The sequence below is a fragment of the Aphanothece microscopica RSMan92 genome (assembly GCF_046613545.2).
In the GTDB taxonomy this organism is placed as follows: domain Bacteria; phylum Cyanobacteriota; class Cyanobacteriia; order PCC-6307; family Cyanobiaceae; genus NIES-981.
The window spans coordinates 1-19,980 of sequence record NZ_JBKKKY020000052.1; the positions used below are offsets into that span (position 1 = coordinate 1).

At 59.3% G+C, this 19,980-nt stretch carries 31 protein-coding genes; 15 read left to right on the forward strand and 16 right to left on the reverse strand.

Features of this window, described 5'->3' with window-relative positions:
* Positions 1 to 322 precede the first annotated feature (322 nt).
* The 5 genes from ACLD7X_RS12630 (at position 323) to ACLD7X_RS12650 (ending at position 4,940) form a co-directional block, all read left to right on the forward strand.
* A complete protein-coding gene (locus ACLD7X_RS12630; RefSeq protein WP_412007227.1) occupies positions 323 to 1,360 on the forward strand; it encodes an ATP-binding domain-containing protein in 1,038 nt (345 codons plus the stop codon).
* 10 nt (positions 1,361 to 1,370) lie between these two features.
* Positions 1,371 to 2,972: a hypothetical protein gene (locus ACLD7X_RS12635; protein ID WP_411424003.1), complete on the forward strand. Its 1,602-nt coding sequence runs from the start codon at positions 1,371 to 1,373 to the stop codon at positions 2,970 to 2,972.
* A 194-nt stretch (positions 2,973 to 3,166) separates the two neighbouring features.
* Entirely contained in the window at positions 3,167 to 3,526 is a 360-nt protein-coding gene (locus ACLD7X_RS12640; protein ID WP_411424004.1) for a hypothetical protein, read from the forward strand.
* A 7-nt stretch (positions 3,527 to 3,533) separates the two neighbouring features.
* Complete coding sequence (locus ACLD7X_RS12645) at positions 3,534 to 4,106, forward strand: 3'-5' exonuclease (RefSeq protein ID WP_411424005.1); 573 nt, start codon at positions 3,534 to 3,536, stop codon at positions 4,104 to 4,106.
* 57 nt (positions 4,107 to 4,163) lie between these two features.
* The gene (locus tag ACLD7X_RS12650) at positions 4,164 to 4,940 is read left to right on the forward strand and encodes a hypothetical protein (protein ID WP_411424006.1); all 777 of its coding nucleotides are present in this window, start codon (positions 4,164 to 4,166) and stop codon (positions 4,938 to 4,940) included.
* Here ACLD7X_RS12650 and ACLD7X_RS12655 read toward each other — a convergent pair.
* Entirely contained in the window at positions 4,826 to 5,347 is a 522-nt protein-coding gene (locus ACLD7X_RS12655; protein ID WP_412007228.1) for an SDR family NAD(P)-dependent oxidoreductase, read from the reverse strand. The two genes, ACLD7X_RS12650 and ACLD7X_RS12655, sit on opposite strands and share 115 nt — an antisense overlap.
* Positions 5,348 to 5,713: 366 nt before the next feature.
* Between ACLD7X_RS12655 and ACLD7X_RS12660 the strand changes: the two genes are divergently transcribed.
* Positions 5,714 to 6,130 carry a hypothetical protein gene (locus tag ACLD7X_RS12660; protein ID WP_411424008.1) on the forward strand — a complete coding sequence of 139 codons (417 nt, stop codon included), beginning with the start codon at positions 5,714 to 5,716 and terminating at the stop codon, positions 6,128 to 6,130.
* Positions 6,131 to 6,278: 148 nt separating this feature from the next.
* Here the strand turns inward: ACLD7X_RS12660 and ACLD7X_RS12665 are convergent, their stop codons facing one another.
* From ACLD7X_RS12665 to ACLD7X_RS12680, 4 genes are all read right to left on the reverse strand, one after another.
* Positions 6,279 to 6,626 (reverse strand): hypothetical protein, encoded by a 348-nt coding sequence (locus ACLD7X_RS12665; protein ID WP_411424009.1) that lies wholly within the window; start codon positions 6,624 to 6,626, stop codon positions 6,279 to 6,281.
* 192 nt (positions 6,627 to 6,818) lie between these two features.
* Entirely contained in the window at positions 6,819 to 7,196 is a 378-nt protein-coding gene (locus ACLD7X_RS12670; protein WP_411424010.1) for a hypothetical protein, read from the reverse strand.
* Between the two features lie 108 nt (positions 7,197 to 7,304).
* Positions 7,305 to 7,526 carry a hypothetical protein gene (locus ACLD7X_RS12675; protein WP_412007229.1) on the reverse strand — a complete coding sequence of 74 codons (222 nt, stop codon included), beginning with the start codon at positions 7,524 to 7,526 and terminating at the stop codon, positions 7,305 to 7,307.
* A 295-nt stretch (positions 7,527 to 7,821) separates the two neighbouring features.
* Positions 7,822 to 8,544: a hypothetical protein gene (locus tag ACLD7X_RS12680; RefSeq protein WP_411424012.1), complete on the reverse strand. Its 723-nt coding sequence runs from the start codon at positions 8,542 to 8,544 to the stop codon at positions 7,822 to 7,824.
* A gap of 111 nt (positions 8,545 to 8,655) precedes the next feature.
* Between ACLD7X_RS12680 and ACLD7X_RS12685 the strand changes: the two genes are divergently transcribed.
* The 6 genes from ACLD7X_RS12685 to ACLD7X_RS12710 all read left to right on the forward strand — a co-directional run bounded on the left by ACLD7X_RS12685 (position 8,656) and on the right by ACLD7X_RS12710 (position 11,533).
* The gene (locus ACLD7X_RS12685; protein WP_411424013.1) at positions 8,656 to 8,901 is read left to right on the forward strand and encodes a GlsB/YeaQ/YmgE family stress response membrane protein; all 246 of its coding nucleotides are present in this window, start codon (positions 8,656 to 8,658) and stop codon (positions 8,899 to 8,901) included.
* Positions 8,902 to 8,985: 84 nt separating this feature from the next.
* A complete protein-coding gene (locus ACLD7X_RS12690; protein ID WP_411424014.1) occupies positions 8,986 to 9,210 on the forward strand; it encodes a CsbD family protein in 225 nt (74 codons plus the stop codon).
* 22 nt (positions 9,211 to 9,232) lie between these two features.
* Positions 9,233 to 9,943 carry a lysozyme inhibitor LprI family protein gene (locus ACLD7X_RS12695; RefSeq protein ID WP_412007231.1) on the forward strand — a complete coding sequence of 237 codons (711 nt, stop codon included), beginning with the start codon at positions 9,233 to 9,235 and terminating at the stop codon, positions 9,941 to 9,943.
* Positions 9,918 to 10,409 carry a hypothetical protein gene (locus tag ACLD7X_RS12700; protein ID WP_411424016.1) on the forward strand — a complete coding sequence of 164 codons (492 nt, stop codon included), beginning with the start codon at positions 9,918 to 9,920 and terminating at the stop codon, positions 10,407 to 10,409. The genes ACLD7X_RS12695 and ACLD7X_RS12700 overlap by 26 nt, the downstream gene beginning before the upstream one ends.
* On the forward strand, positions 10,409 to 11,107 hold the full coding sequence (locus ACLD7X_RS12705) for a hypothetical protein (RefSeq protein ID WP_411424017.1): 699 nt from the start codon (positions 10,409 to 10,411) through the stop codon (positions 11,105 to 11,107). The genes ACLD7X_RS12700 and ACLD7X_RS12705 overlap by 1 nt, the downstream gene beginning before the upstream one ends.
* A gap of 24 nt (positions 11,108 to 11,131) precedes the next feature.
* Complete coding sequence (locus ACLD7X_RS12710) at positions 11,132 to 11,533, forward strand: hypothetical protein (RefSeq protein ID WP_411424018.1); 402 nt, start codon at positions 11,132 to 11,134, stop codon at positions 11,531 to 11,533.
* 235 nt (positions 11,534 to 11,768) lie between these two features.
* Here the strand turns inward: ACLD7X_RS12710 and ACLD7X_RS12715 are convergent, their stop codons facing one another.
* From ACLD7X_RS12715 to ACLD7X_RS12725, 3 genes are all read right to left on the reverse strand, one after another.
* Complete coding sequence (locus tag ACLD7X_RS12715; RefSeq protein ID WP_412007232.1) at positions 11,769 to 11,897, reverse strand: hypothetical protein; 129 nt, start codon at positions 11,895 to 11,897, stop codon at positions 11,769 to 11,771.
* Positions 11,898 to 12,313: 416 nt separating this feature from the next.
* The gene (locus ACLD7X_RS12720) at positions 12,314 to 12,484 is read right to left on the reverse strand and encodes a hypothetical protein (protein WP_425625197.1); all 171 of its coding nucleotides are present in this window, start codon (positions 12,482 to 12,484) and stop codon (positions 12,314 to 12,316) included.
* A 202-nt stretch (positions 12,485 to 12,686) separates the two neighbouring features.
* Positions 12,687 to 13,490 (reverse strand): 3'-5' exonuclease, encoded by an 804-nt coding sequence (locus tag ACLD7X_RS12725; RefSeq protein WP_411424020.1) that lies wholly within the window; start codon positions 13,488 to 13,490, stop codon positions 12,687 to 12,689.
* Between the two features lie 412 nt (positions 13,491 to 13,902).
* On the opposite strand from ACLD7X_RS12725, the gene ACLD7X_RS12730 reads away from it, so the two are divergent.
* From ACLD7X_RS12730 to ACLD7X_RS12740, 3 genes are all read left to right on the forward strand, one after another.
* Positions 13,903 to 14,676, forward strand: a complete 774-nt coding sequence (locus ACLD7X_RS12730) for a LuxR C-terminal-related transcriptional regulator (RefSeq protein ID WP_411424021.1) — start codon at positions 13,903 to 13,905, stop codon at positions 14,674 to 14,676.
* Positions 14,677 to 14,836: 160 nt separating this feature from the next.
* Positions 14,837 to 15,397, forward strand: a complete 561-nt coding sequence (locus ACLD7X_RS12735; RefSeq protein ID WP_411424022.1) for a hypothetical protein — start codon at positions 14,837 to 14,839, stop codon at positions 15,395 to 15,397.
* Positions 15,398 to 15,613: 216 nt separating this feature from the next.
* The gene (locus tag ACLD7X_RS12740; protein ID WP_411424023.1) at positions 15,614 to 15,877 is read left to right on the forward strand and encodes a hypothetical protein; all 264 of its coding nucleotides are present in this window, start codon (positions 15,614 to 15,616) and stop codon (positions 15,875 to 15,877) included.
* A 134-nt stretch (positions 15,878 to 16,011) separates the two neighbouring features.
* Here ACLD7X_RS12740 and ACLD7X_RS12745 read toward each other — a convergent pair whose 3' ends face one another.
* The 8 genes from ACLD7X_RS12745 to ACLD7X_RS12780 all read right to left on the reverse strand — a co-directional run bounded on the left by ACLD7X_RS12745 (position 16,012) and on the right by ACLD7X_RS12780 (position 19,900).
* On the reverse strand, positions 16,012 to 16,248 hold the full coding sequence (locus ACLD7X_RS12745) for a helix-turn-helix domain-containing protein (protein ID WP_411424024.1): 237 nt from the start codon (positions 16,246 to 16,248) through the stop codon (positions 16,012 to 16,014).
* Complete coding sequence (locus tag ACLD7X_RS12750) at positions 16,248 to 16,538, reverse strand: hypothetical protein (protein WP_411424025.1); 291 nt, start codon at positions 16,536 to 16,538, stop codon at positions 16,248 to 16,250. Before ACLD7X_RS12750 ends, ACLD7X_RS12745 begins: the two co-directional genes overlap by 1 nt.
* Complete coding sequence (locus tag ACLD7X_RS12755; RefSeq protein WP_411424026.1) at positions 16,535 to 16,855, reverse strand: hypothetical protein; 321 nt, start codon at positions 16,853 to 16,855, stop codon at positions 16,535 to 16,537. The genes ACLD7X_RS12750 and ACLD7X_RS12755 overlap by 4 nt, the downstream gene beginning before the upstream one ends.
* Positions 16,855 to 17,448, reverse strand: a complete 594-nt coding sequence (locus ACLD7X_RS12760) for a hypothetical protein (RefSeq protein ID WP_411424027.1) — start codon at positions 17,446 to 17,448, stop codon at positions 16,855 to 16,857. Before ACLD7X_RS12760 ends, ACLD7X_RS12755 begins: the two co-directional genes overlap by 1 nt.
* The gene (locus ACLD7X_RS12765) at positions 17,441 to 17,686 is read right to left on the reverse strand and encodes a hypothetical protein (protein WP_411424028.1); all 246 of its coding nucleotides are present in this window, start codon (positions 17,684 to 17,686) and stop codon (positions 17,441 to 17,443) included. Before ACLD7X_RS12765 ends, ACLD7X_RS12760 begins: the two co-directional genes overlap by 8 nt.
* Entirely contained in the window at positions 17,683 to 18,441 is a 759-nt protein-coding gene (locus ACLD7X_RS12770) for a hypothetical protein (RefSeq protein WP_412007234.1), read from the reverse strand. Before ACLD7X_RS12770 ends, ACLD7X_RS12765 begins: the two co-directional genes overlap by 4 nt.
* A 114-nt stretch (positions 18,442 to 18,555) precedes the next feature.
* Positions 18,556 to 19,275 (reverse strand): hypothetical protein, encoded by a 720-nt coding sequence (locus ACLD7X_RS12775; protein WP_412007235.1) that lies wholly within the window; start codon positions 19,273 to 19,275, stop codon positions 18,556 to 18,558.
* Between the two features lie 244 nt (positions 19,276 to 19,519).
* On the reverse strand, positions 19,520 to 19,900 hold the full coding sequence (locus ACLD7X_RS12780; protein WP_411424031.1) for a VRR-NUC domain-containing protein: 381 nt from the start codon (positions 19,898 to 19,900) through the stop codon (positions 19,520 to 19,522).
* Positions 19,901 to 19,980 lie beyond the last annotated feature (80 nt).

The following is a 19,980-nucleotide window of genomic DNA, read 5'->3' on the forward strand; positions in this document are numbered from 1 at the left end:
CACAGCCTTATAGGCTCCGTGGAAGCATCTAAGACTTTTTATCAAGATACTCCCTGCACTTAGCATTCTTCTTGGTGATATGACCAAGCCAATGCTTCACGCCAACAAAGACTCATCGTCCAAGCACTGACCGGCGATCACCAGTCCTCTACGTAGTTATCGGAGAATCCAGCTTCACGGAGCATTAGTGCTAGCACAGTCATCCAGGGGATAAACGGAGGCAACGGCAGCATCAATTGTGAAGTCTTCTATCTGCATTTGCACAAATACTTGTACCAGCAGTAAAAAACATTATGGCCAGCATCCAAAGACGGCATTAATCATGGCAAAAGAAGCATGGTATATAAATGAATCTGAATTAGATGATTATCAGGTTCAGATAATTCGACGTAGTCTTACTAGCTCTTTTATCGTTAAAGGATGCGCTGGCAGCGGGAAGACTGTCTTAGCATTATGGAGGGCAAAAGAGCTTTCTGAACAAGGAGTCTCTAGCTATTTAGTAATTGTGTTTACCAAAGCTCTAAAGCAGTTCATTCAAGATGGTATCCATGCAATCGGCGTGGACGAGTCAAAAGTCATGTACCACTGGGAGTGGCTGCATAATGGCCGACCATCTGCTGACTACATCATTATCGACGAAGTTCAAGACTTTAGTCGGGAAGAGCTACAGCAACTGCGGGATTCGGCCCGAAAGCATTTAATTCTATTCGGTGACTCGGCCCAACAGGTCTATGCCGAGATGAAAGATGATCTGATGACTATGGAGGAAATACAGGTCATGACAGGAATTCCCATGGAGAATCTAGTAAAAAATCATAGACTTCCCAAGAAGATTGCTAAATTCGCAGAGGAACTCAGTTCAGGGGTAGACCCTCTTGCGCAAAGATGCTACAAGGAAGGTCCGTCAAAGCCAATCATAATGAAATGCGGCTCCTTATTAGAGCAAATTGAAGCGATCAGGCAAATAGTTCAATCTCAACGCTACACAGATGTGGGGATACTTTTTGCCTCTAACATTGATGTGCAATTTGCAAAGGATGCATGCACAAAGATGGGATGGAAGGTTGAAGCCAAGATTGGCTATGGGAGGGACTCAATGGAACTGAATTTCACCACCACAAATCCAAAACTTATGACTTATCATAGCAGCAAGGGATTGCAATTTGAGGCGGTTTTTATTCCTAATTGCCATAATTACGAAGATTATCTTCGAAATCCCCTATACGTTGCAGCAACTAGGACCTATAGATATCTATATTTGATGTATACAGGAGAAATGGCTTCGGTTTTTAGAAACATTCCCCCTAGTCTTGTCGAGAAGATTAGTTACAACAAGAAGGTTCCACAGGCTCCATTCTGAGAGCGATCCAATGAAACTATTTATACCCTCAAATTCCAACAACTTATCTATTATTGCCTCTACACTTTCGATTGCTCCTTGTGGCGTTTACAAAACCCAAATTTTTGGTTATCGCCGGTCAAGCATGACAAGACTATCTCCTTTGGAGAATGTCTTGATTGCATTATCTGAGCATGCACCACCTTCATTCCATCGACATCCTTTTGACAACGATGATGAAGGAGGATACCCGATGTACATAGAAATAGATAGTTCGCTACTTCCCCAGTTCGTTCCAGCTGATGAGCAGAACAATGTCTTTTATACCCATCAGACCGTTTATTTACTAGATGGCTTTAGGTTGCATTTTCGCAATATTACGGAACAGACTGAATCACAAGCCAAGCTTTTAAAGACGATTGAGGCCAAGTATTATACTCTGGTCAAAGAAAGGTCTGTATTTGGCGACATAGGCCTGTCGGACTCGCCTTTAATAAACCAATCTTTTGAGTTAAATCATAGCAGTTCAGTCCACGATGCCTTCGTTCTCGATAAAGCCTTTGGGGCATCGCTATGTGGAGCTTTAGCCATTCTTCTATCCAATGAACTAGACATATCTATACCCATGCAGAAAATTATAAATATGATACCCCTTGTATTAGACCGCAGTAGCGATGGAACTAGATCTGCAGCTACTGAGGCACTTGAGGAACTAGATCATGCCATTAAGCTATATGAGAAAGACCACTCACCAAATCAGGAAATATCTAAAAGATATGGCATAGATCTTCGGTGTTTGCAAACGAATCCGAAGAATTGCGAGGCTATCGATTTGGGAGCCATGCTCCTCCCTTATTGCTTGAAGGAAGGCACAGATCAACCCTTCTTATTTAGGCTCTATCGTCTCAGAGAACTTCTCGTAAACCATTCGTCGGGTAATCAGACAAAGACTGATTCCAAGGATTTAAAAAGCTTAGGAGCACGCTTATTTGCCAGCTACGATGATGACCGATTAGCCAAGCTGTCCTCAGCCAAGCTCGAGAAAAATCATATATTATTCTATGACTGCAGCAAACAAAAGTTAGTCTATAAACTACATAGAAATAGGATGTCTCCAACCGATAAATCTATGCTCGATGTAATTTGCCACTATCTTATCTTCAAATCAAGTACGCCATTCCGGAACCCAGATGCATTCTGGCCAACGAGAAGTTCGGTGCTTGAATCAATTGTTAATGAACTGAAGGAATCCAGCCTGGTTTCAGACCATCAAACAAGCTTGGGTTTCCTTCGATCAATATATCTAGGATTGGATGATCCATTATTCTCTCTGGGTGGCTTGCCCACGCCTGGCATTGTCATGGTGTCTTTAGCGGTTCTTGTTCTCTATGGCCGAAACATCTCATCATTCATCACGAGTTGCAAGGAGTTTTGCGATGGAGATATTCTGCCTGGGCTAATTCTTTGGGGTTCAACATACGGGGCTACGAGTTTTCCCAAGACCGTTGCCGCACCCCTGTGCGAGAACCCCAGTAGCCTTAATACATTAATTAAAAGCTACAAGGAAGCTTATGCGCACCATCTTAGAGGGCGGTCAGACAATGATTTACAGTTAGATTTAATTGACACATAAATAGAACACCTAATGCTTGCATTGTATCGCACTTTATGGCCATTTGCATACATATATTTAGCAACTATCCTTCACTGGCCTGGCTCTAGGCGAACGCTGAGGCCGGTCCTTTCCTTTGCGACTCAGCGTTGCGCTTCTGAATCACGTCCCTTAGCCCAGAACGAGGGGAGGGTGTTCCGCAGAGGTCCCCACCCATGAACCAGCTCACCCTCGATCGTCTTGCTGGTAACGACCCGCGGCTCCAGGACACACCGGAGTTCGTGCTGATCGGCGCTAGGAACGATCCGAGCCACGCCGAGCGGCGCTGCCAGCAACGCGGCATCTCCCTCACCAAGATCCGCATCGCCCTCGCCTACGGCCGCCATGACCACCACCACGGCTGGGAGCGCTGGACCCTGGTGTCCCGCCGGCTGCGCCGCACCCCCTACGCGCGCTTCGAGCACGACCTGAACGGCCTGCAGCTGGTCGGCCGGCAGATCGACACCGCTGATGAAGGGAGCGCCGTGGTGCAGATCAAGACCTGCAAGTGGAGCTACCACCTGCGCCGCCACTGAGCCCGTCATGCTGCTGTTCTTCGATACGGAAACCACCGGGCTGCCCCGCAGCCGCCACGCACCCGCCAGCGATCTGGCCAACTGGCCCCGCATCGTGCAGATCGCCTGGCTGCTGACTGATCACCAGGGTCACCGAAAGCAGACGGTCGAGGCGATCATCCGGCCCGATGGTTTCGCCATCCCCGCCGATGCCGCCCGCGTGCATGGCATCACCACCGCCCGCGCCATGGCCGAGGGCCAGCCTCTCCCCGATGTGCTGCAGCGCCTCCTGGCCGATCTGCGCCGGGCAGACACCCTCATCGCCCACAACCTGGCCTTCGATGAGAAGGTGCTCGGTGCCGAGCTGCTGCGCTGCGGCCTGCCCAATCCCCTGCCCTCCCTCAGCCGCAACTGCACCATGGAGGCCTCCACCGAGCTGTGCCAGCTGCCCGGCTCCTTCGGCCCCAAGTGGCCCAGCCTCGAGGAGCTGCATCAGCACCTGTTCGGCAGCGGTATCGACGGTGCCCACCACGCCCTGGTGGACGTGGAGGCCACAGCACGCTGTTTCTTCGAGTTGCGGCGCCGCGGCGTGATCGCCTGAATCACCCACCAGCGCCCGGAACGAGGGGAAGGGGCGATCCTTCCCACACGCACCACCATGCCCACTCTCCAGTCCACCACGGCGTTCGTCACGATCGACTGCCCCACCGCCCTGAAGCGCGGCCACCGCAGCCTCCAGGGCACGCATCAGCCCGAGGCCGGCGATGTGATCCATCTCGCCTCCGGCATGGATCTGCTGGTCACGGCCCGCTACCCCCATGCCATCCACACCAACTCCCTCTACGTCTTCACGCTCACCAGCCCGCTCACATCGGCCTGGCATGGCGTCGTGGCCGGCTTCATCGGGGAGAAGTATCTGTTTGACAGCTGCCGGATGCTCGCTCCCGCGTTGGGCAACCAGTACCTCTCCCTTCAGGAATCCTGCCGGGACTATGTGCAGTGCTGGAAGGCCCTCAGCGATGATGAGCGCCAGATGTATCTCTACGGAGCCACCGCCGCCGTCTCCGGCGTTGGTGCAGTGGTGAGTGGCGCGGCCTTCGTGGCTGATCTCGCCGTCGGCGGGTTCCCCATCGTCCAGGGCCTCACCTGTCTGGCCAGCGGTGCCCTCTGCGCCCACAGCCTCGGTGAGATGAGCCAGGCCGCACAGCGGGGTGCCGCACGGGCCAGAGAGCTGCAGGGCCACATGCAGTGGATGACCACCATGCTGCTGGCCAATGGCTATGCCCCCGACACCGTGCTCGTGGGGCCCACCGTGAACTCCTACTGCTCGGTTGTGGCAGCTGGCTTCGAGCGGGTGCAGGCGTATTCCCGCCGCACCATCCGCTCCATCTCGATGAGCACCGCCAGCATCCCTGGCGCGGCCCTGGCGGCCTGAGTCCCGCTGCTCCAACCCCCAGGGGTCCAAGCCCCGATCTCGGAACCCATTTGTGCGCCGCTCTCCAGGCTGCGTGGCGTCAGAGTCACCGTGGCACCGGCCTCGCCGAGCCTCATGGCAACGCCCCGGCCGATGCCCAGGCTGGCGCCCGTCACCAGTGCCACCGTGCCCCCAGATCGCTCTGCATGGCTCTCTGCCTCACCGGGCCGGTTCAGTGTGGCCAGTGGAGCCCAGGCCAGTGGGGGTAACCATCGCGGCACCGTGCAGCCCACTGCACATTCTCCGCCTTCGGGTTGGGCTGCCGGCCCTGCAGACGGCGGCCCAGGACCGATGTCAACCTCCACGGTGACTTTGCGAGCTTCCAGCCCTCGCAGCGCCGCACTGGTGCATCGTGCCAAGGACGCCACCCAACTTCGCCGTGTTCCAGGGCCACCCCGTCTCCTGCCACTCTTCCCCGCTCACCCCTGTCGCATCCACGGCCACCATCACCCACTGGTTCTGATCCATCTGCCGGCCAAAGAGTTGATCTCCAGATGGAGCCACCACCACCGCTGGGTGCCTCGGTGTCGGCCATCACCCGCTGTGCATGGATCCGAAGGCTGGCAGTGATCTGGGGAGCCCTCGCTTTCGGGGCGGGATTCTCGCCGGCAGCCCACGATCGTGTCCACTGGGGTCGTGCCGTCCCATAACATCGCCCCGATTGCCAGGGTGGGTAGGACGCCCGTAACGGAGCAGTGCCAAGCACCCGCCACAAGTACCAACCTCCGCCATGGGTGGCTGAGCATCTGACCGCCGACGCCTACAACGAATGGCTCCGAGGCAAGGCCCAGGGGATCGTGCGTCGCGATTCGGAGAGAGGCGGCACGTACTCCGTGAGCGCCGCCAAGGCCGCCATCCATGCCGCGATCGTCGCCTGCGAGGGGGTGGACTACTGGACCGGAGAGCAGCTGGACTGGAGCCTGCTCGGGAACTACAACAGTGAAGAGTCAGGACGCCGGGGCGCCAGCTACAAGCGCGCTCGGGCGATGCAGCCGACCATTGACCACCGTGAAAGCCTCCCTGAACTCGACTTCGTGATCTGCGCCTGGCGTACAAACGACGCCAAGCACGACATGACGCACGAGGAGCTGCTGGAGTTCTGCCGCCGCGTACTCGCCCACGCAGGAGTGATGGATGTCCGCCGACAATGAAGTTGGCCGGCGCATTGCATCAACCTGATTGACACGGGACACTCGATGGCCAATGGAGTGGCGCCGAGCTTCTCGAGGCCGGGCTCATCGCGGGGAACCGTGAGCAGCCGGAGCTATCGGACAGGCATTGAGACAAGTTGACCAACCGTTATCCAAAGACGGCATAGCCCTCTCCGAATACTCGACTGACACTCGCCAGGAGCAGAAGTGCACCAACTAAGCACGAGAGGGAAACAAGTAATAAGTCCAAACGCAGAAATCTCTGGCCAAAAGAAATTATTTGGATATTGACTGGCATCGCCGAAAAAAAGCGAGAAAAGCTGACCGCACGAAGATACAAAAGCCAGCCAAGGCAGATAAACAAAACCCCCATAGCAAGATTGGGAGTCCAGTTGCGGGGACTTAAGGCAATGCTGCCAATCGCCACGACCCCAGTGCCAACCCAGAAAGCCGCGCCAACAGCAGCCAGGTATTGATGATAACGAATCAGCGGCATAGTGCCCCGAGGAAGTTGGACTGGAGTAGTAGTGGCTACTTAATCCAATTAGCAGCCTTGCGAATCCCTTCGGCAACAAGGAAGGTGCAGCCGGCCTTGATCACGGAAACTCCACTGTTCTGAATCTAGGCTTTGCCTTGGGCCATGGACCTAGCCCAGCCCAGCACGCAGCAGGTCGCTGAAGCGTTGATTTCACTTGTAGGGGGTTGTATCCCAGTACACGAAGATTGACTCCTTGGCCAGCCGGTAGATGTGGATGTTGCCATTGTCAGCAAGCTCACGCATCGCGGGCTTGCCATTGGCATCGAGATAGGCATTGGGCTGATCGGCTTGGGGCGTGAGCTCAATGCGCTGGCCATTGTTGAGCTGGATGCTCACAAAACCCTGCCGCTGCGAAAAGGTGCACAAGCCCGAGGAAGTTGCCTTATCCTCACCCTTTGGAAAGACATCACAACGTGCTTTGACCGTGTCAGCCAGCGCTGGAACTCCAGACAAAAGCCCTCCAGCACTGAGAAAGGCCATACTCAGAACAGGTACAAAGTAACGGCCAATCCTTGCAAGATTTTGCATGGGCTGCCTCCTGAAGATGCGGGGTGAACTGTTCAATCAGACTGTAGGCCTCGGTTAGGGCGTGAGCAAGCCGCCCGAGTGGTTGAAGAGGACTCTCAGGGGCTGTGTTCACCGCAACCCGCTGCGCAGCATCACCACCATGCCCCAGAGTCCAAGGCCGGTGAGCAGAGGAGCGATCAGCAGCAGATCCACCCGGATGTTGGCCTCAGGCGTGATCGCCTGAACAAGGAACTCCCAGCAGGCGAAAGTAACCCAGGACAACGTATTGGCAATCAGGGGCCACCGGCTGCGGCCCAGGGCCCAGGCCGCCAGACCCCACAGCAGGGCCACAAGCAGGATGAGAAGTGGCTGCCCAATCAACAGGGACAGTGGTGCCGCCATCTCACCTGCCTTGACAGTGACGATGTCCTACACGGCTGGCTCGCCTGGGCTGGTCGGGCGGCACGCATTGAGAAGACAGTGAAAACCACTTCGAGAACTGACGGCTGCAAGGATGATCGATCGCCACAGCCAGACTCTGAATGATGGAAATCGCCGTCTTTGCAGTACAGGCTTGCTACCAAGATGTCGACTCAGCCATGCTTCTCCTCTCACTTCAGAGAGGAGAAGTCCTGATTTATTTTTTCTATTGACGGCAATCTCTCTTGGGTGACTTCACGATCGATACCACCCGGCCGTCGCCGACGGTAACCGACATGCAGGCCTTTGTGCCGGCATTCCACCACAGGGCCGATGAGCCAAGATTGCCGGAAAATTGATAGCCACGAGATTTCAGCTCGGACTCCGCTGAGGATCCCCTCACGCCAATCAGATCGCTCAGCTCAGCAACGGGGTGATCCTTCTTGCCGCAATCTGCCGATGGCGACTTCATAATCGATACCACCCGGCCCTCATCCACTGTAATGGAAGCGCAGGTTTTTGTCCTGCGATTCCACCACAAAGCAGACGAGCCGAGATTGCCGGTAAATTGATAGCCACGAGATTGGACTTCAGTTTCAGCAGAAGAACCCCGTGCTCCGATCAGATCTGTAAGGTCCGGCACGGTGCTTTGGGCGTGAGCCACAGAGGAAAGTCCGCAAAGTGCGGCAATGGCCAGAACAGAGGAGAAGCTGGCTGCTTTCATGAACACCTTTTTACAAGGTAAGCTTAGGTATTCAGAATTTATCTCGGATAGGCTCAGCGTCAATAGAGAATCCGAGGACTGATCGAAAACTTCACTCTTTGTCGGGTTAAGGTTCTTCAGTGCAATGCCCTGCCTCTGGTGTTCGCCTTGTCTTGAGAACCCGGCCACCTTACCCCTCGATACAGTCTGTATCGGCGTGACCCGTATCGGCGCGACCCGCTGCACGGCTGACGCAGAGAGTTCGCTTGTAAAGGCTTATTCCAGGAAGGCCGCAAGCGAGCAAATGCCGCATACCCTACCGTCGCGATGTCATCACCCAGTCGCTGAGGTTTGCCCATGAACGTTCTGTGGTTTCTCCTCGTCGGCGTGATCGCCGGCTGGCTGGCGGGTGTGCTCGTCAAGGGCGGTGGCTTCGGGCTGATCGGTGATCTGGTGGTGGGCATCATCGGTGCCCTGATCGGCGGTCTGCTCTTCGGTGGCCTTGCCGGTGCCGCTGGTGGGGGTGTGTTGGGCAGCATCCTGGTGGCCACCCTCGGCGCCGTGATCCTGCTGGTGGTGCTGCGGGTGATCAAGCGGGCCTGATCGGATCCGGCTGGCTACGGTCGTGAAAGGGGCTCCCTCGATCGCCAGCCCGGTGCCCCTCCACCGTCCCCACGCCGAACGACCATGAGCCTGGAAGACAAGATCAGGGCCTCCGCCAAGGACACCGAGGGCAAGCTCCAGGCCGCCGCCGGAGAGCTCACTGGTGACCAGACCATGAAGGCGGAAGGCGAAGCCAAGCAGCTGCAGGCAAAGGTGATGGGGGCTGCCGGCGACCTCAAGGACAAGGTTCAGGGTGCTGCCGGTGCGATCGGTGATGCCATCCAGGGACTTGGCGGGAAGGCCGACTAACCCATCCCTCATGGTCCGGTCGGTGGGAGCGGTTGATCCGGTCCAGTTCCTGCCGGCCGCACTGTTGGCGGCCGTCTTCGTCTGGTACATACGCGCCGCGGCAGTGCCTCCACCGCCGGAGCAGAGCGCCGCGAACTGTGCCGCTCCCTCCTACGCCAGTGACCAACTGGTGTGTGCCGATCCGGCTCTGCTGGCACTCGATCGCAGGATGGCGCGGCTGCTGGCTGCCGCCGGCTCGGCAGCACAGGCTTCGCAGCTGCACTGGTTTGAACCCCAGCAGGTGTGGTTCCGCAGGAGGAGCCGCTGTGCCTTCTCGGAGCGCCAGGCCGCCTGCCTGAGGGCCGCCTACAGCGAGCGGATCGCACTCCTCTCCGCACTGGATGGCCCGGCGGCTGGCCAGGGTCGCCCGGCACTCACGGCGATCTGCACCAACGCTCCCTGGGGCAACGGGCCGGTGCGCCTCTACGGCAGCCACGCGAGCCCGCTCACCATCGAGGACAGCCGCGGCAGGGCGCTCGTGGTGGCAGCTCCCTCCAGCCTCGGGATGACTGGAGGCCCTTTCTTCACATCGTCAGGAAAAACGAGGGGATCCGGCTGGAACCTCTCGAGGGCAGCGCGATTCGCTGCCGGTTCCTTCACGATCAGCGCCCAGGAGAGATGGCCCCGCCTGGGCATCCTCCACAGTGAATGGCCATGGCACCCTCCCAATGGCTTCCGCCGCAGACTTCAATGAAGCCCTGCGAAAGCAGGGCCTGCCCCCTGCCTACCGCTTCGAGGCCGAGGTACACCAGGCGCAGCTGGCACTGCCTGGCAGCCTCGATGCCCTGGAGGCCTTCCGTCGCAGCCTGCCGGCCCTGTTCGAGCCCTGCCGGATCGATCCGAACCGCGAAGGATTCGCCGCCATGGTGACCTCCCAACCCGAGAGCTTCGGGCTCACCGCCAGCGCCAGCGGTGATCAGATTCACGCGGTGATCCTGCAGGGCCTGGCGGCCGATCCCGATCTGGCCTTCCACCTGCTGCCCGCGGGCGAGGAACCTCAGGCGGCCGAGGGCATGCGGCTCTTCCCGCCGGAACAGGGCGAAACAGTGGAGGACTACTGGATCTGGACCGTGCGCTGCCCCGCATTCTTCCCCGGGCCCGCCTGGCTGCTGCAGCGCCGCGACGGACAGGAGCCTCCGTACACCTACGGCACTCTGTGATGGTCGGCGCCCTGCCCTTGCTGCCCCTGGCGGCCGGCATCGCAATGGCGGCTCCAACTCTGCAGGCCGAGCCACTCGCCAGCGCCAGCCCAACAGTGGTGCAATCGGTGCCGCCCGAGCCCCGATCCAACCCCGACCTCGAGGCGGCTCTGCGAGAAGTTCTTTTCCCGGTACGCATCGACGACGGCCAGGGTCATGGCCCTGATCCCGGCAGCGCCGAGGGCGAGTGGGTGAAGGGCAACAAGATCAAGGCCGAATGTGAGCGTCTGCCGGCTCATCGCTACATCTGGGACCAGGTGGATCTCAACGGCGATGGCAGGCCCGAGGTGGTGGCCCAGGTGCTGGGACCGATGGTCTGCGGCACCGGCGGCTGCCCGCTGCTGATCTTTCGCGAGCCCAGCCCAGGCCGCCTGCAGCTCATCACCCAGATCAGCCTGTTCAAGGATCCCCTGATCGTGACCGAGCGACGCCACAACCGCTGGAAGGACCTGATCACCCGGGTGCGGGTGGACGCCGGCACCGGCTACTACGCGGAGCTGCGCTACGACGGTCGCACCTATCCCACCAATCCCAGCGTGCCGCCGGCCATCCCCCTGCACCGGCCGGAAGCGGGCACCGCCTACCTGGAGTGGAACGACAAGGATCCCCGCGCCCACCGGCTGCCCTGCGAGGACCCACCCCAGAAACCGGGGCCCTGAGCACGGACGCCGGGAGTCAGATCCATGGTCCAGCCGTCACCGATCGCCATGCGCCCCGCGCGGCTCACCGTGATGCTGTGCGCCGGCTCGGCCTTGCTCACCCTCGTGCTCGCCCTCACCAGCGTTCCCAGCTGGCGGGGGAGTGACATCCCCTTCCTGCTGTTAGCCGTGAGTCCCTACCTGGCGCTGGCGGCGCTGGCCGCAAGACTGGGGCGTTCACGGCGGTGGGCCTGGAGTCTGTTGAGCTTCAGCGTGGCGCTCTCCCTCGCCGGAATGGGGTGCTTCGTGGTGGACAGCTGGATGTTCCACACCGTGGCCGAGTACCGGATGGTGCAGCGCTTCACCGTCATCGTGGTGCCGCTGCTGCAGTTGGCAGTCGTCGCCCCCATCGCGCTGATCACCCTGGTGAGGTGCCAAGGTCTGTAAACGTCACCCACGTAGGTTGCTCTGGGGTTGCTCATTCTCACCAACAGGGATCACAAGCCTGACGTCGCTTCTGCCTTCAGGACTGGATGGCCTCCCCACGGGTGAGCTCGCACCACTTGGCTGCGCCCCCTTGGTTGGCAGATCAAAAAAGCCCATCAACCGTGACATGGTGAGTGACTACCTGTGACTCGGCTGCCCTCTGAGATGGCAACAGAGGGTCCCTAGGTCCCGGGGCTCAGATCTCCGAAGCGGTGCAGCCGCGGGTGCCCTGCAGCTTACGGGCCAGGGCTAAGGCCTTCTCGACGGTGATCATTCGCAGCTTCCTGACGGGCTTGCCGCGGAAGCCGAGGTGCTCGATGGCCAATGGAGTGGCGCCGAGCTTCTGGAGGCCGGGCTGATAGCGGTGTGAGGTGGTCTGGTATTTCTGGACAGGCTTCCTCGTTAACCTCTGAGGCTGGGCACTGCCCTTGAGAGGAGGGCTCCCACCCATCAGCAACAGCCGTCATACAGTCCAGAGCTCAAGGACAGGATTAACAATCCTCACCCGGCTCGGTGACAGTGACCGTACGCATGCCTTATTTCTGGCAAAACGTACGAATCAATTGGTGCTGGCTTGATGGACTCTCGGAGGCATGATGCAGCCGACACGCGCACCCACTGGGGGGAGCACAAGCGACCGCAACCTTTCAGCCTTCCTGAGATCTGCTGGGATCAACTGATAGCCCATGCTGCTGCCGCGGGCATGAACCGCAGCGACTGCATCGGGCTGAGCCGAAATGCTCAATTGAGATCAAGCTCCTCCTGAAGTGCAAAGAGTGCGTCATAGAGAGGTATCAGCCTGGCCAAGAGCTCTTCCTGCTGCTCGGCGGAGCAACCTCTTCTTGCCGCCTGTACAGCAAGTGGTCGGATCTGAGTCTGGAGCTGAGTAATACGTTCGTGATAGGGCAGCATGACGGAGAGGATAACTAATAATCAACTTAAGTATTGTCAGTTACCCATCATCGAAGGCCCAGGAATACCCTCCTCAAAAAGCGGGGGAGCGGAGTCAGATCTTCTTGCACTTGGCGACACTCAATAGCAGGTCGTTGATGAAACCTTCGCACTTCACCCTGGGCACAGTTCGCTACTAAAGCTTGAAGACCAAAAAGGTCATTCAGAACGATTCTCCGGTACGCATTGGCGATAGACCTCCATCGCGGATGGCGGCAAGCACGATATTGGCACAAGCTTCAGCATCAGACAGGGCATCATGGTGCTTCAGGCTTAGGTTAAGCCGCTCACAGACATTCGGCAGCTTTGTTGGACGGATGTCCCAAGTCTTCCGGGCAAGCTGGACCGTGCAGAGGTATGGGTGCGGCGGAGCCATTATATTCGCCTTATGACAACAAGCCTGCAACACACTTTTGTCAAAGGTTGCATTGTGAGCTGCGATGAATTGAGCTCCATCGAGGCATTGCTCTAGCTGCGGCCATAGTTCGCCAAAGGGAAGAGCATTAGCGACCTGGGACCACCCAATCCCATGGATGCGAGTGAAAACGAATGTTTTGCGAGGCGGGCGAATCAGGTGGTACTCACGATGAACAATCGAGCCCTCCTCGACTCGCACGAGTGCAATCGAACAGGCACTGTCCCTCCCGTGATCAGCAGTCTCAAAATCGAGTGCTACAAAACACTGCTTGCTAACTCCAGCATCGCCCAGCATTGGCGACATGGAAATGCCATGAAGAGGCCTAATGCAAGCACGAGGGTCATTTACAGCTCTTTCCACACTATTGACCTCCTGCCCTTCCAGGACTATTCTTTCTGCTTCATTTTGGGCCAATGCTTTATCGGCCTTCATCAGGAAGGTTCTTTCGTCAGGCTCAATGGCAATGCTGCCCCATCGCCGGCGATATTCCCACAGCTCCTCGTAGAGAGCAATGGCTTCATCCGGCCAGCCCAGGCCCTTGAGTTCCATGCTTCGACATGCCATGTCCATGAGAGGTTCGGCTCGTTTTGTGTGGCAATGATCGCTGTAGTTGCTCGCCATAGGACAATAAACTATTTACCTTCCGGCCCTCTCCTTGGAATTCCAGGCGCTGTTGAAATATCAGACAACTCATTTAGCTGCCATATGACTGACATGAAATTGTGGACTTAACGATGGGGGAGAATCAATTTCCAACTGGTCGATTTGCACACGCTCATTCTTTATCGCGCTGGCAGGCAATGCATCCCCCAAGTGGGGGATTTGCTTGAAGATGAGACCACCTACGGGTGTTCTCGCCGTGGCAAGGGTGCTCCATCCTATGGACTCAGAAGACTGCTGGGTTGCCAATTGTTCTCAAGGATGGCATGGCTAGGTATGCTCATGCGAGGCGCCCCCACGTATGGATCTGACCCACCTCCTGCAAAAGATTCCGGCACTTCTGGAGGAGTACCGCACGCTCCTGGAGGGAAAAACAATCGTGGCGTGCCTCGGCAATACGAGGTGGTTAGGTGCCTTCATCTGCATCAACCCGATCACCGAGCATGTGGTAGGTGCCTCAACCACCGAGGACGAGGGGTATCAGCACGTGCTGCAGCACCAGCCGGACTTCCTGCTGGTGAGCGAGACCCTGCACGAAGGAGCGGGAGTGTCTCTGGTGCGGCGTGCCGAACGGCTCAGGCCAGAGACAAGGACAATCCTGATCACGAACCGTGAATCCACAGCCGTGATCGGCGAAGCCCTGGAGGCAGGCTGCGATGCGATCTGCTTTGAGACAGAGGACTTCACGCCTGTTTTCCGGATCGTCGCCGGTGGTGGCGTCTACTACCCGAAGGAGGCCGCCGACGTCCTGCGCCAGCAACGCCGTCGCAGTGAGGAAGCAGCCACGATCGAGCAGCTTACCGATCGGGAGGTCGAGGTGCTCACAGGAGTGATGCTTGGGCTCTCGAACCGCAACATCGCTGAACGCCTTTATGTCTCCCCGGAAACGGTGAAGACCCATGTCGGCAATGTGATCAGCAAGCTGCAAGCGCGCGACCGCACCCATGCCGCCGTCCTGGGCATCGCACTGGGGATCGTCTCCTTGGAAGCGGCACTGAACACTGGCCCTGCCTTCAGTCTCTGGGGCAATCCCTCGTCTTCAGGAGCCCTCAGAAAGGCCCTAAATTCTGGCTAATAAGGCTCGCCGGCTCTCGGGATGGGGGCAATCAGAGGGTTGGGAAGGTGCCGATGCAGGCCATTGCAGCACAAGTTCCCCCGACTGGGGGAAGCCGAAGTAGCCCCGCCGTGAGGATGGTGAAGAGGTCGAGGGAGCGATCCCTAGAGCCTCTACAACAATGACCTACCTCACTTCACGTGGAATTGACCACGTTCAAGCCCGGCTTCTCAAGCAGCATGGTGTCTTGATAGAACCAATACCAACCATTGATCAAATGGTGGCAGAGTTTCTTCGCCAGCATGATGTTCACGTTCTTCCGCCGGCTTGCAACAGGACTGGTGACGCCTTGGCTGGAGCCTTTTTTGGTGCAGCTGGACCTGCGGCTGCATTTGGCGGAGCACACCTGAGAAACCAGGAAAAGATCGCGGCATTACAGGAATGGACAAGCTGGAAGCAGTGGGCTCTATCCCATGCCGAATGGCCTGACTTCAAGCATGAGATTACCCGCCGCTATGAAGACAACAAAGCAAAAATGGAAGACCTGCTAGCCAACCCCAGGTTCATACAAGAGTATAAAGAAGCGAAAGCATGCAGCGACAAATCAAATAAGGAGACCAACCAGAAGTTGGTTCTTATTCTTGCCATTGTCATTCCTAGTCTGCTTGGACTAGCAGTATTGCCGGACTTCCTCTCCCGGTTTACCCAGTCAGAAACTCCGGCCATCCAAAGGGAGTACTGATCCAACTTTGTTTGTCGGGCCGGTCTGAATACAACACTCGTGATGGGGAATAAGGACGCCGCGATTCGTTTCTGAGGTGGCGCATCGACTGGTATCGGAGGCCCGACAAGACTTCCTAACAGCACCAACCTCAACACTTGAGCGGCTGCCTGATGCCGGCAGCTATCGCGTTGAGGGGTTAGCCAACGGCAACGAACTCGGAGCTATTGACCACCAGTGATTGATGATAGCCAGATCAAGCTTGAGCAAGTCCTCAATGGCATGAATCAACACCAAGCCATTGCACCTAATGGCTATATGAAGGGGCAAGGCATGCACTCTGTATTCTTCGAGAATATTCAGGTGCTTGAGTCGCCGACCATCCATCATCTGATCCAACTGGATAGCGATCGCCGAAACGTGATGGGTTTCTTCCGCCTCGGCAGCCCACGGAAGCTGTGGGCCGTGAGCACTTCCGCTGGTGAGGCAGGGGCAGCTTGAGCCCTTCCTGGCGCTGGATTCGGTACCTCCGCCTGTGATTGACAATTTGCCCACAGACACCGGTGGAGCTACTCAGCCGTTGGCTGGAGGGGGGCCGCAAGGCCGACGACTAACAGACAGAGTGCCGCTGAGGACTACAGGCGCAGGTGTCTGCGGCTCCAGCCAGTGATGGTGGCCTCCACGTTCTCAAGGTGCCACTGCAGCGGGCCCCGGCCTTGGGTGCACCCCCAGCGGCGGTAGTGCTTCCCCGGGGTGAGTACACCCCGCAGCCGCAGCTGGCGCAGGGTTTCACGGCTCATCCCCAGCACCTCGCAGGCTGTGGCGGTGCTGACCCAGGCCCGCTGGCGGGATGTCGTTGTTGGGGTGTCCATCAGCCTCCTGCCACCGGAGCCCGACAGCGCTTGAGGGTGTCGATCAACCAGGAGCGGTGGTAGCTCTTGACCTGGCGGGGAGCACCATCGATGTTTTGCTGGCAGCGGTAGGACTCGCGGTAGTCAGACCACCGGTTCTTGTTCGCCTTGCACATCGCTGGGGCAGTGACGTCGCCATTGGTGAAGCGCCGTGAGGTCGGTGTCCCGTTCCAGGAACGGGAGACGAAGGAGAGGTGATCCATCAGGACGAAGGGCGTTGGTGGGCCGGGGCAGCTCGTTGTTCTGCTCATCGATCTGGAGGAGGTGTCACGACGAAGGGAGCCCCACCGGCGGCAGTGCCGGCATCGGAGCGGAGGACGTTGGTGGCTGTGGCCGGGGGCAGCCGCGGCGGGACAAGCCCGGCGATCACCAGCAGCAGGGTGCTCAGCTGGAACACCAGAACCAGCAGCAGCAGCCGGTGGATGTACCGCAGGCTGCTCACCGTGACGGTGGTGGTGGGCCGGCGGGTGCGGCAGAAGGCCGGCAGCTGGGATTTGCCCCTCTGGGGCCTGCCTCCTTGGGGCCGGCCGCCGCCTACGCCGCCGCGGACGCTGTGGAGGTGGGCCATCAGAACGGTGCCTCCTCGTCGACCTCGGCGGCCCAGCCGCTGGAGCCGGTGCCGGCGGGAGCACTGACCGTGGAGTAGCCATCCAGCTCATCGAAGCCGGCGGTGGGATCCACCTGTTCGTAGGGCACGAACTCGACCACCTGGACGGCCCTGGGCTGGAAGGTCATGCCGCAGCCGTTCTCGCCGTCCCAGTCGTAGATGTCGAAGGCGACGATCACCTGCGAGCCGTTGCCGATGGCGGCCCCATCCCAGGGCTGCCTTTTCGCGTCGACGATGCGGGGTCCTTCCGAGAGGGAGCCGTCGCGCCGCTGGAACTGGGGGATTTTGAAGCGCACCACTGTGAGCTCGCTGGGCTTGTCCTTGTCGGCCTTCCAGGGGAAGCCCTTCTCCGCCCGGCGCTTACGGCTGCCATGCAGGGCGATGAACTGATCCTCCATCGCCAGCAGGAAGGCCTGGGCCTTCTCGTCACCGTTGGGGAGCAGCAAGTCGGCCGTCCAGGCCTTGGGTTTGCTCTTGTCGAGCTGATGCCTGGGGGTGATCAGGTGGGCCCAGCGCACTTCAGCGAGGGGCGTGCGGAAAATGTCTTTAGCCATGGGATGAATCGGTGGAAATCTGGTGTTGATCGAAGGGGGGAAGGGGCGGCAGGTCAAAGCGCTCGCGCAGCAGGTGATGCACCGCTCCGCTGGCGGAGAGGTTGCGGGCCTCCATCAGCTCGCGGATGCGCAGGTAGACGTCGGTGCGCACCTGGGTCTGGATGAAGTGGCGGCCGGCCAGTGAGCGCGGCTGCTCGCCGTAGCGACGGGGCGGCCTGGGGCGATGGCTGCTGCTCATGGGGCCGGCGGCGAGGGAACCCTCTCCAGCGCCTGGTCCTGGCATTCCTCGATGAAGCGCTCAAGGAAGTCGCCGTGCTGGCGCAGGGTGATGCGATCACCGATCGAGCGGGCACTGCGCGGCACCTGGAAGTGCTCCCGGAACGCATGGGTCAACTCCCGGCGGGAGGCCTGCGGCAGATCCAGCACGCGGCGGTGGTAGCCGCTGATCTCCTCGGGCGTCAGGGGAACCAGGGCCGGATCGCTGTCTGCATCGGGGGTGCCAGCACTGCTGGCCTGGGGCTGAGAGAGAGCCTGGCTCTGCTGGTCTGGTGCTTCCGCTTCACCATCGGGCTCCGGCCGATCCGCAGGCAACTGCGGATCTTCAGGGTTAGCCGCTTGAAGCCGATCTGCAATAGGACAGGACTCTGCAGCCCTAGCCATTTCTGACACAGGAATGCCCAGCAGCATGGCCAGCATCAAGCCGGTCATGTCCGCCAGCTCGCCGGGTTCGTCAGCCCAGGCCTCGCTGCTGAGCTCAGCGCCGGCGGCATGCCTCACCGTGACCTGCAGCCTGGGCCGGCCGTGCTGCTCGCCCAGTTGGGCGAACCAGCCGATGCCCTGGCGAAAAGCAGGGCGGGCTGCCTCCGCGACGGCGCCCAGATCGCAGGAGGAGATGGCGGACACCTCGGCCTGAAAGCAGGCCAGGGCGTGGGTGAGTTGTTGCTCGGGGGTGGCGTCGGCCAGGACGGCCGGCGGCGCCTCAATGCCGGCCACTGGAGACCTGGGGGGTGGAGCCATGACGGATCGAATCGGGCGGTTGCCCGCTGATCCGAAAATTAGCACTGTTCACTGATAGCCGCACTCACAGCGGCTGTTAATTCCTAGCAATCAGGCTGTGACTGGCTTCTTGCCTTTGCGGCCGCTGGGCTTGGTGCCCTTTCTGTTGGCCGCCTCCCACTGGTCCAGCCAGCGCTTGGGCAGGTACTGGTCGCCCTCGATCCACAGCGGGGCCAGCTCCTCCGGTTTGTAGTCGCCGAAGCCCGTGAGCACGGCAAAGAAGCGCTTGCGGTGCTCTTCGCTGGCCTCGACCGCCAGGGAGTTGAGGGCGTCGCTGGGCTCCAGCCCGCATTCGTCGACAACGCGGCGCATCTGGTTGCGCCACTTGGACGAGAGCTCGGTGGCCTTGCGCTGACCAACGGTCGGCGCCGGGGTGGTACGGAAGGCCTCCGGCACCTCCCTCAGGCCGCAGTAGCAGGCCCACAGTTCCAGTGGCGTCCAGGCCGGGCATTCGTCGTCGCCCAACGGGATGGCATTCTCGAGCTTCTCTTTGATCGCCTGGGTCTTGACCGGGCCCCAGTCCTTCTCGGCGATGCGGCGGTTCAGTTCGCCCAGCTGCCAGAAGGCCTTCTGGCGCAGCTCGCCGGCCTTGCCCTGCTCGATCACCGAGAGGTTGCCGTAGGAGATCGCATCGAAGCCGGCCTCTTCCGCCCAGCTGCAGGCGGTGTACTGGGTCCAGCCGTTGGTTCTTCGCCAGTTCAGCAGCATCCGACCGAACGCTGCGCGGTTCTCCTCCTGGCGCTCAAGCAGCTCCGCGTAGGTGATGGCCACGTTCAGGATCCTGAATGGGATTTCCCGAACCATACGGCAAACTTGGCACTCCTAGCCACGTCCTGACACCTCTTGGCATATCAGGCCTGATCTTGTCCGAGCCTCTGCTGGATCTGCTTGGCAAGCTGCCCAGTGATGATCCTCCCTGTCGCTGCCTGGAATCTCAGAGCAAGGGTGTAGGGGAGCTCGCCCGGTTGGGTCTTTGCGAGACGCCACAGCCGCTGCTGCACTTCTGCCGGATCCATCAGTGTCCCAGCGGCACTTGCCTCGGCGCGCCAAGCAATTGCTCGGCTTCCTCCGCAGAGCGACAGGCCGCGGCCAGCCCCCCGAGCTGCTGCACCAGCCGGAGAAACGCCCGTTGCTCCGGGCTGAGCACGCCCTGGGCTGTCTTGACCTCCAGGGCCACAAACTGAGCGAGCCGCTGGCCGACCAGCTCGGGCGTGATCTCAAGGGAGCGCAGACCGATCAGGTCGCTGCTGCCCTTGCACAGCCCAAAGCGCACGAAACGGCCCTGCTGATCGACCAGGGCGCCGGTGTTGTTGCGCCAGAGGCGCACCGCTCCGCGGCCACAGGCCAGGCGGATGCGCTGCTGGATCTCGTGTTCGCTGGGTGAGGAGGAGGCCATGCCTCCTGTTGCCGGGCTGGTTGTCAGCGATTGGTAGGTATTGGCTGTCTTGCCAATACCTGACAGGTATTCGCTGAATT

Bases quoted from the DNA above. Each gene is read 5' to 3' on its own strand.
- ACLD7X_RS12630 (WP_412007227.1), top strand. From the start codon at position 323: ATGGCAAAAGAAGCATGGTATATAAATGAATCTGAATTAGATGATTAT.
- ACLD7X_RS12635 (WP_411424003.1), top strand. From the start codon at position 1,371: ATGAAACTATTTATACCCTCAAATTCCAACAACTTATCTATTATTGCC.
- ACLD7X_RS12640 (WP_411424004.1), top strand. From the start codon at position 3,167: ATGAACCAGCTCACCCTCGATCGTCTTGCTGGTAACGACCCGCGGCTC.
- ACLD7X_RS12645 (WP_411424005.1), top strand. From the start codon at position 3,534: ATGCTGCTGTTCTTCGATACGGAAACCACCGGGCTGCCCCGCAGCCGC.
- ACLD7X_RS12650 (WP_411424006.1), top strand. From the start codon at position 4,164: ATGCCCACTCTCCAGTCCACCACGGCGTTCGTCACGATCGACTGCCCC.
- ACLD7X_RS12665 (WP_411424009.1), bottom strand. From the start codon at position 6,626: ATGCCGCTGATTCGTTATCATCAATACCTGGCTGCTGTTGGCGCGGCT.
- ACLD7X_RS12670 (WP_411424010.1), bottom strand. From the start codon at position 7,196: ATGCAAAATCTTGCAAGGATTGGCCGTTACTTTGTACCTGTTCTGAGT.
- ACLD7X_RS12685 (WP_411424013.1), top strand. From the start codon at position 8,656: ATGAACGTTCTGTGGTTTCTCCTCGTCGGCGTGATCGCCGGCTGGCTG.
- ACLD7X_RS12690 (WP_411424014.1), top strand. From the start codon at position 8,986: ATGAGCCTGGAAGACAAGATCAGGGCCTCCGCCAAGGACACCGAGGGC.
- ACLD7X_RS12700 (WP_411424016.1), top strand. From the start codon at position 9,918: ATGGCTTCCGCCGCAGACTTCAATGAAGCCCTGCGAAAGCAGGGCCTG.
- ACLD7X_RS12705 (WP_411424017.1), top strand. From the start codon at position 10,409: ATGGTCGGCGCCCTGCCCTTGCTGCCCCTGGCGGCCGGCATCGCAATG.
- ACLD7X_RS12710 (WP_411424018.1), top strand. From the start codon at position 11,132: ATGGTCCAGCCGTCACCGATCGCCATGCGCCCCGCGCGGCTCACCGTG.
- ACLD7X_RS12720 (WP_425625197.1), bottom strand. From the start codon at position 12,484: ATGCTGCCCTATCACGAACGTATTACTCAGCTCCAGACTCAGATCCGA.
- ACLD7X_RS12725 (WP_411424020.1), bottom strand. From the start codon at position 13,490: ATGGAACTCAAGGGCCTGGGCTGGCCGGATGAAGCCATTGCTCTCTAC.
- ACLD7X_RS12730 (WP_411424021.1), top strand. From the start codon at position 13,903: ATGGATCTGACCCACCTCCTGCAAAAGATTCCGGCACTTCTGGAGGAG.
- ACLD7X_RS12735 (WP_411424022.1), top strand. From the start codon at position 14,837: ATGACCTACCTCACTTCACGTGGAATTGACCACGTTCAAGCCCGGCTT.
- ACLD7X_RS12745 (WP_411424024.1), bottom strand. From the start codon at position 16,248: ATGGACACCCCAACAACGACATCCCGCCAGCGGGCCTGGGTCAGCACC.
- ACLD7X_RS12750 (WP_411424025.1), bottom strand. From the start codon at position 16,538: ATGAGCAGAACAACGAGCTGCCCCGGCCCACCAACGCCCTTCGTCCTG.
- ACLD7X_RS12755 (WP_411424026.1), bottom strand. From the start codon at position 16,855: ATGGCCCACCTCCACAGCGTCCGCGGCGGCGTAGGCGGCGGCCGGCCC.
- ACLD7X_RS12760 (WP_411424027.1), bottom strand. From the start codon at position 17,448: ATGGCTAAAGACATTTTCCGCACGCCCCTCGCTGAAGTGCGCTGGGCC.
- ACLD7X_RS12765 (WP_411424028.1), bottom strand. From the start codon at position 17,686: ATGAGCAGCAGCCATCGCCCCAGGCCGCCCCGTCGCTACGGCGAGCAG.
- ACLD7X_RS12780 (WP_411424031.1), bottom strand. From the start codon at position 19,900: ATGGCCTCCTCCTCACCCAGCGAACACGAGATCCAGCAGCGCATCCGC.